Here is a 13,557-nt window from a genome sequence, read left to right on the forward strand (position 1 = left end):
GCAATATGCAAAATTTCACATATAAAGATTTTGGTGTGGATATTGATAGTGGGAATGCCTTTGTGGAGCGGCTAAAGCCCCTTGTGGCAAGCACTTTTAGCCCTTTAGTTTTAGGCGGACTTGGCGGATTCAGCGGCTGCTTTGAGCTGCCAAAAGGCTATCAAAACCCCGTGCTTTGCGCTGCCACTGATGGCGTGGGGAGCAAACTAACCCTTGCTATCACGCATAATCGGCTTGAAAATATCGGCATTGATTTAGTTGCGATGTGCGTGAATGATTTAATTTGCGACTTTGCTACGCCGCTTGTTTTCCTTGATTATTACGCGATGAATGCCCTTGATATTGAGAAAAGTCTAGTGATTTTGCAGGGTATCACGCAGGGTTGCAAGCTCGCTGGGTGTGCGTTAATCGGTGGTGAGAGCGCGGAGATGCCTAGCGTGTATGGGAAGGGCGATTTTGACTTGGCTGGATTTAGCATAGGCGTGGCTGAAAAGGCTGATATGTTGAAACGCGAGAGTGTTAAGGATGGCGATATTATTTTAGCATTCCAAAGCAGTGGATTCCATAGTAATGGCTATTCGCTTATTCGCGGTATTATAGAATCTAAAAAGTTAGATTTATCGCAGGTTTTTGATAGTAAAGATTCTAAAAATGCTAATATGACGTTGCTTGATGGCTTAATGAAACCTACTCGCATTTACACTAATATTTTTGCAAAATTTAAGGATAAATTTAAGGCATTAGCACACATCACAGGCGGTGGATTGCGTGAAAATTTAGTGCGCGTTTTACCGCAAAACACACAAGCCGTGATAGAATCTAAAGCCATAAAGGTGCCAAAAATTATCGAATTTTTCCTGCCTTTTGTAGATTCTAAAGAGGCTTTCCGCGTGTTTAATATGGGCGTAGGATTGTGCGTGATAGTCGATAAAAGCGAAGTAGATTCTATAGTGAAAAATAGCGATGCTTACGCAATCGGGCGTATAGAATCTAGCCAAACAAAACAAGTAATTTTGAGGTGAATATGATAAGCATTAGTAAAATGATATTAATTCCTGTTGGCGTGGCGGCGGCAAGCATCGCGGTGTATGTGCCTATATCGCTAGCTTTAAGCGAGTATAAGCCTAGCAAGGTTACCACGATTATCGAGAGCGGCGGCGACTTTAGCGATACCAAAAAAATCATCGAGCAAGTCCAAACGCAAAATGAGCTAAATAAAATCAAAGATAGCACAAAAGAGGAATTTATCAAGGATACGCTTAATAAAAATATCGATAATGTCGTATCCCACGCGGACTTTGAGTTTGAAAATAAAAAGAAAAAGGGCAAAATCGCCGCGAATAGAGCGCTAAAAGAAAACATAACAAACGAAGAGCCCCAGTTAAAATCTAATACAAAATCTAATTTAGATTCTAACAAAGTAAAAAAATCTACAACGGAATATCGCTCTATAAATACCCACGAAATTAAGTTTTAAATAATTTAACTTGCAATGTGTTTATGGAATCTTTTTTGCAAATCTCTCAGCCCAAATTTGTATAAACCTCTTGGACGTCGTCGTCTTCTTCGATTTTATCTAGGAGTTTTTCTAACTCGCTTAGTTGGGCTTCATTTAAGGTTATAGGGCTAGTTGGCAAACGCACTAATTTTGCACTTTTTACCGCGATATTCTTAGATTCTAAAGCATTTTGCAAATTCCCAAAATCCTCATACTTGCAATACGCCACAAACTCGCCCTTTTTGCTCTCAATCTCGCTTGTTTCCGCAGAATCTAAGTCCATAGAATCTAGCACAGATTCCAAACTATCAAGCCCAAAATCAATGAGTTCAAGCTCCAAATTCTCAATATTTTCAGCCTCCAAACCAGCCAAATCAAGCACAAATTCGCCCTTCCGCTCAAACATAAATTCCACCGCGCCATTTGTTAGCAAACTAGCCCCCGGCGTCTTATTAAAGTAGCTTTTGATGTTGGCAACGGTGCGCGTAGGATTGTCGCTCATACACTCAATAAAGAGCAGCACGCCATTTGCCGCCTTGCCCTCATAGGTAATCTCAAGGAAGTTGCCATCCTTGCCGCTGGCGCGCTTTATCGCGGCTTCGATGTTGTCCTTTGGCATATTCTGGGCTTTGGCGTTTGCGATTGCGGTGCGAAGTTTTGCGTTCATTTCGGGGTCAGCCCCGCCCTCTTTTGCGGCGAGTGTGATGGCGGTGGCAAGCTTGGGGAAAACTTTGCTCATTTTCCCCCAACGCTTCTCTTTTGCGGCGCGGCGGTATTCAAAGGCTCTGCCCATTTTCGCTCCTTTTGCGTGTTTTAGAATCTAGATTCTATCATAATCTTTTAGAATCTTAATTAACATTAAAAATGCGTCATTTACGCTCTCCCCGTGCGTTTTGTTATAAAAATCATAGAATCTAATATCATTTTGCGGGTTTTCACGCTTTAGCAAATTGTATAAATTTTCGCGGCTAAAAGTGGCTCTGCTTGCCCTTTCAAGCGAGCCTTGCGAGATAATTAATGTTTTGTTTTTAAAGTTGCTTAACATCGGCGAATATCGCGGGAAAATCGCGCCATTATTAAGATAAAGCGAAGGAGAAGCACTAAAATAAATACTGAAATCTTGCGGATAATTAAAGGCATTATAAAGGACGTAAAGTCCGCCAAAAGAGTGTCCAAAAAGGATAGATTCTATATTATTAGAATCTTTGGAAATTTTAGGGTTATTAGAATCTAAAGTTAGAGATTTTATAACTTGTAAATTTTGAAAGTTAGCATAATTACTCTCAATAAAAGGTTTTAGAATCTTAACTAAAAAATAATGGAAAGCTTCAATATTTTTACTAGATTCTATATTTAACGTATAGTCAATCTCACGCAGATTTCTATCAAAGGCTAGGTTGCTATCATGTCCTATACCTACGATAATAGGCAGGTTTTTTAAAGAATATGGATTAGATTCTATATCATTTGTAATTAGATTTAAAAATCGTGGGAAAAAGGCATTGCCATCAAGTAAATATAGAATCTTTTGTGGCTTTTTAGGGTTATTTTTAATAAGGGAAAAAGTTCTAGATTCTATAACTTGGGATTTTTGAAAGTTAGAATCTTTTTTGTTAGAATCTAACGCAAAATCTTGCGTGGAATTTATAGAATCTAGCTTTTTAGAATCTAGCGAAAAATCATCGGTTTTAGCGTTTAAAGAATCTCGTGTAGAATTTATAGAATCTAATAAAGGCAAAGCAATTTGGATTCTATAGATTCTATCATTTACATTTTTTATTTCAATTTTTTTAATGATAAAATATTTATACACGTTAGAATCTAAGCTAACTATCTCTTGACTTGGCTTACAGATTCCATAATTTAAAAGCATAAAAACACTAAAAACAAACACAAAACAACGCATAAAACTCCCTACTAAAAATGTGATAAAATTTTATCTTTATTTTGCAAAATTTATAGAATCTATTTTGTCATTATAAGAATTTTTACGTCAATCTAAAATATTTTGACTTAAATTCTAAAATCTTGAAAGGGTGTTATGTGTGTGTTTTGCGTGTTGCATTCTTACAAAAGGCTTGATATTGCCTTGCAAATTTTGCTAGATTCTAAACGCAATCAAGTAAGCCAACTTATAGAATCTAAACGAGTTTTGGTTAATAATAAAGTGGCTAAAAAGTCGCAAGCCCTTAAAAAAGGCGATGAAATTAGAATTGATTTTAGTAAAAACATGCAAGAAGATTCTATAACGCAGGGGCTTTTGCCCTTAGATTCTAAATGCTTTGGAATGGATGGGACATTGAATTTAGGGGGGAAAAATATTGCAAATTTCAAAGAAGATTCTAAAAACGCCTTAGAAAATCTAAATATCGAAATTATCGCGCAAACCCCCGATTTTGTGATATTTAATAAACCGCAAAACTTAGTCATTCACGCCGCCCCAAGCGTGAAAGAAATAACCCTTTGTGACTATCTAAAATCGCGTAATTTCACTTTGTCAAATCTTGCCGGGCAGGAGCGGCTTGGCATCGTGCATAGGCTTGATAAGGACACGAGCGGGGCGATTTTGGTGGCGAAAAATAACAAATCACACGCGCATTTTAGCGAGCTACTAAAGCAGCGGAAAATGGGGCGGATTTATCTTTGCGTGATTTCGCCGCCTTTGAGAGAGAATGTGATAATTGAGAAATTTTTAGGGCGAAATCCGCATAATCGGCTGAAAATGGCGGTGCTAGATAAGGATAGATTCCCACAAGCGCGCGATAGTAAGAGTGAGTTTCGTAAAATTATGAGAAGCGATAATGGCAAGTTTGAGCTAGTTTCTGTGCGGCTTTTTAGCGGTAGGACGCATCAAATCCGTGTGCATTTGGATAGCATAAATCGCCATATTTACGGCGATAGCCTTTACTCGCCAGCTACTTTGGCTAAGGGCTATAAGTGTAAAATGCTGCTGCACGCCACGCTGCTTTATTTTAACACGTTGCCAAATTTTATAGAATCTAAGGGCGTTTTAGATTCTAAAGATTCTATTTTGGAAGCTAAAGATATTATAGATTCTAAAGATTCTATAGAATCTAGGGAATGCAAAAATGGCGAAGATTCTATAAATATTATGGAATGTAAAAATAGCGGTGGTGAAGTCTTTTTCGCCCCTTTGCCACGCGATTTCACAGCCTTTTTAGAATCTAATTTTACAAATTACAAGGAGGTTTTAAACGCACATTTGGATGAGTGGAAAAATGAGTTAAAAGTTTCTATAATTTGAAATTACTTTCAAGTAAAGACAGATTCTATTTACTTTATTAAAAATCTTTTTATTAATTATTATTTAAATGACCCTATGAATTTTATAATTCTAGATTCTATGCTACAATACCATTTTTTAGAATCTTATAAGCGAGAAGCAAATGACAAAGCCAAATTTTGATATGTATAAAAATAGCAGCCACGATGAAGTCGATAGTGTGACGCGTGCGAAACTGAAGCGATATAGCGATAGTGAAATCCTTGATTTAATGCAAAATGCGAGCCTAAAGGAGCTTGGGCGAATGGCAAGTGAGGTCAAAGCCACGCTGCACCCGCATAAAATCACATCTTTTGTGGTCGATAGGAATATAAATTACACGAATATTTGCTGGGTTGATTGCAAGTTTTGCGCGTTTAAGCGGCACTTGGGCGAGGATGGCGAGTATATTTTGAGCTTTGAAGCGATTGATAAAAAAATCGATGAGTTGCTTGAAATAGGCGGAACGCAGATTCTATTTCAAGGGGGTGTGCATCCAAAGCTAAAAATTGATTATTATGAGAATCTTGTCGCACACATCGCACAAAAATATCCGCAGATTACTATTCATGGCTTCTCCGCAATTGAGATAAATTTTATTTCTAAGATTTCAAAACTTAGCATTGCTGAAGTGCTGAAACGACTGCAAAAGGCTGGGCTCTCTTCAATACCTGGCGCTGGTGCGGAGATTTTAAGTGATTCTGTCCGCGATAAAATTGCGCCAAAAAAGTTAAGTAGTGATGAGTGGATAGAAGTCCATCATGAAGCGCACAAGATAGGGATGAAAAGCACGGCTACGATGATGTTTGGCAGCGTGGAGAGTGATAAGGACATCGTGGAGCATTGGCGGCGTGTGCGTGATTTGCAAGATAGCACAAATGGCTTTCGCGCGTTTATTTTATGGAGCTTTCAGCCGGATAATACGCCTTTGAAAGCCGAGTATCCGCAGATAGAGAGGGCTAGTTCGAACCGATATTTGCGGCTTTTGGCGTGCTCGCGGCTTTATTTGGATAATGTGCGGAATATCCAAAGCAGCTGGGTTACGCAGGGCAGTCACATAGGGCAACTAGCTCTTTTATTTGGTGCGAATGATTTAGGCAGCACGATGATGGAGGAAAATGTCGTATCATCTGCGGGGGCGCATAACTCGATGAATCAAGATGAGATGATAGCCCTAATCCGCGATATAAACGAAACGCCCGCCAAACGCAACACGGCGTATAGGATGCTAAAAATTTATTAGAATCTAGATTCTATAAAGGACAAAGATGATAATAAATCTAAACGATGAAAGTGATAAAGCAAAATTGGCTAAGGAAACAAGACAGATATTATTAAATAGTGTTTTTTTGTGTGTTGCAGTGATGGTTATGCAGATTATGATTGTAACTAGCATGAGTATGATAATCTTAAATGAATATGGCAATTCTTTAAATTTACTTGATGTACTAATAAATGGAATGGATAGTAGCTTACAAATTTTAGAGGATAAAATCGCCATAGATAATATTACCTACATAAATAACTTTATAAAATATTGTAGTATTTTTTCAAGTATTATGTTGTTTTTGGTATCTATTAATGTTTTGACAAGTTTTAAAAAGCTTAGTAATCTTACGCGCACGCCACTATTTCGCTACATAATATTTAATGTTATTTTGTGTGTAATGTATGGTTGTTTTGTATGGATTTTGTATATTAGTGATGATGGTAGCAATACGAGTTTAAGAACTTTAAGTGTGGTATTTTGTGGCATTCTTAGCGTTATATTTATGGTGTGTGTGATTTATTTTTATTATAAAATTTGTGTGGCGATGCGTGAAATTAGTGGGATTGCGGATTTTGCGTATTCTTTTAAGTTTATGTGTGCGGCTATTATAATTGTCTTGCCATTTGTGATATATGTAACTTCACAGATTCTATGGCATAGAGTTGAAGATATTTTGTCTGGAGATAATTTATCTTATTTTATGTTAGCTTTGCTTTTTATTTCGTGTTTTATTGCTTTTATTGCACTGATTTGCTTTATTTTAGGGATTTATAGAATCAAAAATATAAAAATAAAAGATAAAGCCTAGATTCTAAAAGTTTCTTGCCCCAAATGTGTGTAATTTTTGCTATTATCTTAATAGATTTTATATGCTTTTTTTGAGTTAGATTCAACCGACTAAAATAGGTTAAATTTAAATGTGTATTTTCCGCGATTTTTTTTAGATAAAGAATCTTTATTTACGGGCGATGGCTTCTAACGGGTTTATGTGTTTGCCATCTTGGATTATTTCTAGGTTTAATCTATCATTTACGCGTCCTATAACATAGCCTTTTGACACGACAAAGCCTTGTTTTAATGTTGGGGGGATTTTATCTAGCATTGAGTAGATTGTATTCATTTTATTTGCGTGTTCGATTACTACGACTTTTTTTAGCCCTGCCATTTCTTGGGCGTATATTACTTTTCCATCCATTATGTTATACACTTGGGCATCGCTAACTTTTGGCTTTAGCACCACGCCATTATTAAATACCTTTATTTTATACACAGGGTCTAGGTAGTCGCCGAAATTTTGCTCTATTGTGTAAGAATCTAGCGGACTTATCAATTTTTTGCCTGTGTATTTTGCCACATCTGGCTTTTGATATACGCTATCTACGCGTTTTAAGTCTTCAAAGCTAGTGATTGCCAAATCCGCTTCTTGCGTGCTAATTTTAGCGTCATATTCTCTTTGAATCTCTTTACTTTTATCACTTAAGAATTTTTGGGCTTCCTGCGTATTTGTTTTAGCGATTTTTTCTGCTTCTGCTTTTGCTTTTTTCTCGGCTTCCTCTTTTTGCTTTTGAGCTAGTTTTTTAGCCTCAGCTGCTTTCCTTTGCCGCTCTGCTTCTAGCTTTTTTTGCCTCTCGGCTTCTAATTTAGCCAAACGTTCCGCTTCTTTTTTAGCATTTGCTGCTTCAGTATTTTTTTTCAAAATATTTAGCTTTGATAATAGATTATCAAGTTCCTTTTTTTGATTATCGATTTCTTTAAGTCGCGCGTTATATACAGCCATTTCGCCTTTCATATTTTCTACCAACGCTCTTTGCTGCGTGATTTTCTTTTGCAGCTCGACTTGGCGGCTCTCTTGCGTTGTAATGATTTGGGTTACTTGATTTATACTAGCGTTTATATCTTTTATCTGCGTTGCGATTATTTCTTGCTCTTTTTGGATTGTGGCGATATTTTTTGTGGTTTGCTTTTTTAAGATATTAAAGGCTTCTTTATTGATAATATCATCCATTGTCTGCACTTCCTCGTCATCTAGCACTTGTGAAAAAGTCATATATCTTAGAATCAGCGCACTTAATTCCTTTTTAGAATTTTCCATTTTTTTACTAAGTTTTGCCTTTTCAAACTCTAAATCTTTTAGCTTTTCTTCTTGGCTTTTATTTTGGTCTTTATTAGATTCTATATTTCTTGATAGGCTTTGGATTTCAGAATCTAACTTGCGAATTTGTGCGATATTATTGCTAATATTTTGCCCTAAGGTGCTTAGTTTCATATTAAGATTCTCACGTTGCTTTGCTATGGCTACTTGCTTTTGATTTTGCGCTGCTATGTTTTTATTGATTTCATTTATATCATTTGCAGCATTTAGCAAAGCTAGATTCAATAAAATAAATAATAGAATCTTCATCGTCTAGCCTTTGATAAAATAATAAAGATTACACAAAGAATAGACGCCATTAAACACGCAAAAAAGATTCTAATAAAATCAAGCGGGATTTGAAACACGCTACCACTAAGTGATAATGAGTTTAGAATCTCATTTGTGAAACTTAGTGTGGATATATAAAATGTAAGCACCGCAATGCTAAAAGACGCTAAAAATGAATCAATTAAGGCGAGTTTAAAAAGACTGCGATTTCGTATCCACACAGACGCGCCTAAAATATCCATCACTTCCATTTTATCACGGCTAACATATCGCCATATTTCTATTTGCTTTAGCATTAACATAAAACTTATAAAGGCTAGTATCACGCTAAAAGTTATAACGCTAAATTTTATAAAGCTAAGTAACGTGTAGTTTTCTAAATGGCGTTTGCTAAAAGTATCTACGGCTATAATATTTGGATTTTTTTTCAAAATAGATTCTATCTCGCTTAGTCGTTGCGTGTTTGGGAAATACTCTAGGCTTAAAGAATAAAAGTAGGGCATTTGCTGGGTTAGGGCGATAATATTGCTTTCATTTATATCTTTTGTAAGCTTGCTTATAGAATCTTTTGGGTTTAATTCTTTCAGCTCCTTTGCTTCCACGACTTTGCTTTGGATAGATTCAAAGTTTATGGGCTTTTTAGCGGTTATTCCTATGGCGTATTTTTGCGTGATAAATTGCTCTTGTTTGGCTACGGTGCGTTCTAATATCAATAAACATTGCAAGGAAAACGCCATTGTTATAAGCGGTATAAGTAATGATAAATGTTGTTTAAGCGTATTCACTTACAACTCCTTCTTTTATTTCAATTTTTCTATATCTTAGATTCAAATGCTTTGGAATCCTATGTGTAACGATTACAATCGTAATGTTTAACTGCTCATTTGAAGACTTTAATAAGCCCCAAATCATATCACTTGAGTAATCATCTAAGTTTCCTGTTGGCTCATCACATAGAATCAAACGCGGTCTGTGTGCTATTGCACGTGCAAGGGCTACACGTTGCTGCTCTCCACCGCTAAGCTCTAAAGGATATTTATTTGCCTTATGTAATAGATTTATATGTGAAAGTAGCCTTTCAGTTTGCGTTTTTATCTCATTTCGTGGAAACTTATTTATAATCATAGGCAAAGCGATATTTTTTTCTATATTCCAGTCATGGATTAGTTTATAGTCTTGAAATACTATTCCTAGCTTTCGTCTTAATAGCACGAGTCGGTGTGAGCTAATCTTTTTCATATCATAGTGCATTACTTTTAAATCGCCCGTTGCCACAGGTAAATTACCATATATTGAACGCAAAAGTGTGCTTTTCCCACTACCAGACGCGCCAGATATAAAGACAAAATCTTTTGGATATATCGTAAAATTCGCATTTTTTATCACAATGCCTGTGCGTTTATAGCCAAGACATAAATTTTTTGCTTGTATCATTATTTCCATTTTGTTTTGTCCTTATGTTTATCGTCATTGCAATTTTAGATTCTATAATAACTTTTGATGTATTATATTAGAATCTAGTTTGTTATTTAGAATCTTACACAAAAATTTAGATAATAATCTAGCATACATATCTTAGATTCCATAGTTTTTTATTTAAATCGATTTTTTCTAATCCAAAGGCTTCTCTAAATTCATTAGCTATAAAAAAACTCATTAAGGGCGGAACTGCATTTCCTATTTGTGCAAAACACGCTCCATTGCTACCATAAAATATAAAATCATCAGGGAAACTTTGAATCCTAGCACATTCTCTAACACTTAGTCGTCTTTGTAAATTTGGGTGCGGATGAATTACTGCTCCACCGCCCCTACTGCCACGTCCTGTAATTGTAGGGGCTGGCTTATCCCATTGCAAGATTCTATTACCTATATAGCCTGTGATTTGAATCTTATGCCTTGAGCCTGTGTGATTAGGGATTAACTCACTATAATCACTAGGCAAATCAAAAATAGCGTCACGTAAGGTCTTAGGAGATTCTATAATAGGTTTTGGGAAATTTACTTCTTTTTGTATATCTTTTCTTTTACCTAAGATAATTACTCGTTTTCTATTTTGCGGGACAAAAAAATCACTTGCGTTTAGAATCTTATGCTTAACATCATATCCACAAGATTCAAAAGTAGGTAATATTTTTTCATAAAAATGCTCTTTAAAGCCCTTGCCACTTTGTATGCCCGCTACATTTTCTACTAAAAAATATTTTGGTTGCTTATCTTTTAATACTCTTGCGTATTCTAAATATAAAGTGTTATAGTGTGAGTTTAAATCTCTATTTTTACCATTAGCAATAGTAAAGCCTAAGCAGGGAAAACCACCTATTAAAATATCCCCATTTGGTATTTCTTTAGAATCTAGCTTATAAATATCTTTACAAACAATATGATTTCCTATATTTTGTTTGTAACTTTCACAAGCTTCTTTATCAATATCATTTGCAAAAATTATATTAAAGCCAGCCTTTATAAAACCTAAATCAAGCCCACCACAGCCAGAAAATAAGCTTATTACAGAAATATCTTTCATACTAATGCCTTGTCAAATTCATTAAATAAATCTTTTAATGATTTTATAGAATCTTTTTTTATCTTTTCTTTATCATTGCTATTAAAATAATGTGCATAGTTTTTATGTAGTTTTAAATCCATTTTATTAATAGATTCTATAATCGTAGAATCTAAATATGAAAAATCAAGCTCAAGTTTTTTATTGCATTTTTCAAATAACATATTTCTATCAATACGCAGGGAATTGCCTTCATAACGATTTACTATTTTTAATAATTCATTTTTATTTATACTTAAATCTTTAAAAATATTTATTAATTCGCTCCCACTTAAAAAATAAAGATTCATTAATTTATCGTTTTTTACAGCGATTAATAAATCATCAGCATAAATAAAATTAATCATAGCATTAAATTTATCACTAAATTTTTCCCAGCTTGAAAGCGTTTCTATAATACTAAAAAGCTTTAAGAGTTGGGATTTGCTACCTAGTCCAGCCCCACTTTTTGATTTTCTTTCATTTAAATAATCATCTACTTTTAAAGAGTCAAAAAGGACGGATTTTTCAAAAGAACCCATATTTATTTCTTGATTATCTTGCATAAGAGTTTTAAGAGATATACTATAATTTTCAAAAATAATATCAGCTTTTTCTCGTCTATTTGAGGCTATTTTATCTTTTACATTATTAAAATAATTAGGCACTTGATAGCTTAAATTTTTTCTCTCTTTTGTATCGCTTACAATGCCATTAAATAAAATGGCTAACATATCTTCAAAAACTCTAGCACTTGTTTTTCGTTTTGCAACTTCATCACTACTTACAAAGTTATATAAATAGTTAAAAATATAAAGCGTATTAAAACTTTGCAAGTTGTCATTTAGATATACAAAAAAGTTATAAATATCATTTATGCTTTTAGTCTCTTTTGGCAAGATTTTGCATTCTTGTAAATAATCTTTAATGAGGCTAATTGTATAAAGCTCTTTTAACATTTATTTGTCCTTAGGATAACTTTTGATGTATTATATTAGAATCTAGTTTGTTATTTAGAATCTTACACAAAAATTTATGTGCTATTATATGCGATTTTATATTTAATGGATATTTTAGATAATGCAAATTTCCATTTTCTATCACTAAATAGGTGCTAAATGGGACATAAAAACTCCCAAAGGTTAGCTCTACTATCTTAGTAGGGTGGTTGGCGGGCGTTTGGCTTTTGTTTTTAGAATCTTTCTCTAAAATAGGGTGGTGGGCGGGCGATAGGTTTTTAGATTCTATGTTTTCTAAAGAAACTTCGTTTTCTAAAGAAACTTCGTTTTCTTGTGTGTTGGCAAAATTCGCAGGATAATTTTCCTTTAAATTTTCAGTGGGTGGGAATGGGTGGGACATTGAATCTAAAGGAAAATTATCCTGCGAATTTTGCGATTTAGATTCTATGTTTTCTTTAGAATCTAGATTCACTAAATCATTAGAATCAACGCTAATATACATATCACCGATAGAAATAAATACGCTATTTTCCTTATCCACCCACTTTTGATTGCAAAAAGATTCTATATTGCTAAGAGAAAAGTCAAACTCAAACACGCAATCTTGCGATTTTAAAAAGCTCTCGCTATCACTTTGCTTATACAAAAATAAGTCATAAATATCCTTTTGTTGCTTGGTCCATCGCGCCTCATACTTGCTAATCACATTCGCCGCATTATTTTTTTTCACCTCAAAATGCGCAATGGGCGCGGATAGCATCTCATTTATAGAATCTCTCACATATTCTAAGTCATCGCTACGCAAGTTCAAATGCCCATTTAGCCGCAAGATTCTAAAACAAGCAAGCAAAAAATCACGGCTCATAACGCGTCTGTGTTTAGCATTATTCCACGGCACAGGAAAGTGCAAAAAAATCGCATTTGCCACGCTAGAATCTATTAGCTGCATAGCATTTCTAGCATCCGCCGCGCAAATGTAGAGATTTTTTAGCTGGTAAGATTCTATAGCGTTTAGCACTTGGCGAATGCTAGGGGCGTGGATTTCAAAGCCTAAGATTATCTTTTTTGGATTGCTTTTAGCAAGACTAAGTATATGCCGCCCAGAGCCAAAGCCTATTTCTATAAAGTGCGGTTTTAAGCCTGTTAATTGCGTTTCTTTTAGCAAAAATGGCGTATTACTTCCCTTTGTGTGCTTTTTTGTCTCACTCAAATTATGGCTAATAACATCTACGTGGCTTGCCAAAAAACTTAGAATCTCTTTAATCTTATTCAAATTACTAACCTGCGTTAGCTTATCAATTTTATACAAAAATCTATCGCTTTTCACAACACAGCGGATAAAAAGCACTTCATGCGTGGAATCTATTTTTGTAGTTAGGCTATTAGAATCTAGATTTTTCTTAGCAACTTTTTGCGATTTAGATTCTAATATAATAGGCAAAATCATAAGATTAGGATGGCGAAAATTACGCAAATAAGGCATAATAAAAAAATCATTATGCGAAATATTCACACATAAAAACATATTTTTACTAATAAAATGCGGCATAAACTTAAACTTTACTTACAAATTCAAAGCA

The 13,557-nt window shown here is 34.7% G+C and carries 13 protein-coding genes; 5 read left to right on the top strand and 8 right to left on the bottom strand.

The features are described from left to right. Window positions 1-5 precede the first annotated feature (5 nt). Window positions 6-1,022, top strand: a complete 1,017-nt coding sequence (purM, locus tag LS64_RS02325) for a phosphoribosylformylglycinamidine cyclo-ligase (RefSeq protein WP_034571959.1) — start codon at window positions 6-8, stop codon at window positions 1,020-1,022. A gap of 2 nt (window positions 1,023-1,024) precedes the next feature. Next, window positions 1,025-1,477, top strand: a complete 453-nt coding sequence (locus LS64_RS02330; protein ID WP_034571956.1) for a hypothetical protein — start codon at window positions 1,025-1,027, stop codon at window positions 1,475-1,477. Window positions 1,478-1,523: 46 nt separating this feature from the next. Here the strand turns inward: LS64_RS02330 and LS64_RS02335 are convergent, their stop codons facing one another. Both LS64_RS02335 and LS64_RS02340 read right to left on the bottom strand, forming a co-directional pair. Further along, window positions 1,524-2,291 (bottom strand): YebC/PmpR family DNA-binding transcriptional regulator, encoded by a 768-nt coding sequence (locus tag LS64_RS02335; protein ID WP_034571953.1) that lies wholly within the window; start codon window positions 2,289-2,291, stop codon window positions 1,524-1,526. Window positions 2,292-2,318: 27 nt separating this feature from the next. Then, entirely contained in the window at window positions 2,319-3,404 is a 1,086-nt protein-coding gene (locus tag LS64_RS02340) for an alpha/beta hydrolase (protein WP_034571950.1), read from the bottom strand. 135 nt (window positions 3,405-3,539) lie between these two features. On the opposite strand from LS64_RS02340, the gene LS64_RS02345 reads away from it, so the two are divergent. The 3 genes from LS64_RS02345 to LS64_RS02355 all read left to right on the top strand — a co-directional run bounded on the left by LS64_RS02345 (window position 3,540) and on the right by LS64_RS02355 (window position 6,859). Further along, a complete protein-coding gene (locus tag LS64_RS02345) occupies window positions 3,540-4,763 on the top strand; it encodes an RluA family pseudouridine synthase (RefSeq protein ID WP_034571945.1) in 1,224 nt (407 codons plus the stop codon). A gap of 163 nt (window positions 4,764-4,926) precedes the next feature. Next, a complete protein-coding gene (locus LS64_RS02350; RefSeq protein WP_034574400.1) occupies window positions 4,927-6,024 on the top strand; it encodes a dehypoxanthine futalosine cyclase in 1,098 nt (365 codons plus the stop codon). Window positions 6,025-6,049: 25 nt separating this feature from the next. Next, the gene (locus LS64_RS02355; protein WP_034571942.1) at window positions 6,050-6,859 is read left to right on the top strand and encodes a hypothetical protein; all 810 of its coding nucleotides are present in this window, start codon (window positions 6,050-6,052) and stop codon (window positions 6,857-6,859) included. A gap of 147 nt (window positions 6,860-7,006) precedes the next feature. Here LS64_RS02355 and LS64_RS02360 read toward each other — a convergent pair whose 3' ends face one another. The 6 genes from LS64_RS02360 to trmB form a co-directional block, all read right to left on the bottom strand. Next, entirely contained in the window at window positions 7,007-8,452 is a 1,446-nt protein-coding gene (locus LS64_RS02360) for a murein hydrolase activator EnvC family protein (RefSeq protein ID WP_034571940.1), read from the bottom strand. Beyond that, window positions 8,449-9,258 (bottom strand): FtsX-like permease family protein, encoded by an 810-nt coding sequence (locus tag LS64_RS02365; protein WP_034571937.1) that lies wholly within the window; start codon window positions 9,256-9,258, stop codon window positions 8,449-8,451. Before LS64_RS02365 ends, LS64_RS02360 begins: the two co-directional genes overlap by 4 nt. After that, window positions 9,245-9,916: a cell division ATP-binding protein FtsE gene (locus LS64_RS02370; protein ID WP_034571934.1), complete on the bottom strand. Its 672-nt coding sequence runs from the start codon at window positions 9,914-9,916 to the stop codon at window positions 9,245-9,247. The genes LS64_RS02365 and LS64_RS02370 overlap by 14 nt, the downstream gene beginning before the upstream one ends. A 118-nt stretch (window positions 9,917-10,034) precedes the next feature. Continuing rightward, window positions 10,035-11,000, bottom strand: coding sequence for a DNA cytosine methyltransferase (locus LS64_RS02375; RefSeq protein ID WP_034569282.1), 966 nt, complete (start codon window positions 10,998-11,000; stop codon window positions 10,035-10,037). Next, entirely contained in the window at window positions 10,997-11,977 is a 981-nt protein-coding gene (locus tag LS64_RS02380) for a hypothetical protein (RefSeq protein ID WP_034569285.1), read from the bottom strand. The genes LS64_RS02375 and LS64_RS02380 overlap by 4 nt, the downstream gene beginning before the upstream one ends. Window positions 11,978-11,987: 10 nt before the next feature. Continuing rightward, window positions 11,988-13,526 carry a tRNA (guanosine(46)-N7)-methyltransferase TrmB gene (trmB, locus tag LS64_RS02385; RefSeq protein WP_118962108.1) on the bottom strand — a complete coding sequence of 513 codons (1,539 nt, stop codon included), beginning with the start codon at window positions 13,524-13,526 and terminating at the stop codon, window positions 11,988-11,990. Window positions 13,527-13,557 lie beyond the last annotated feature (31 nt).

Source organism: Helicobacter saguini (assembly GCF_000762875.2).
GTDB lineage: Bacteria > Campylobacterota > Campylobacteria > Campylobacterales > Helicobacteraceae > Helicobacter_A > Helicobacter_A saguini.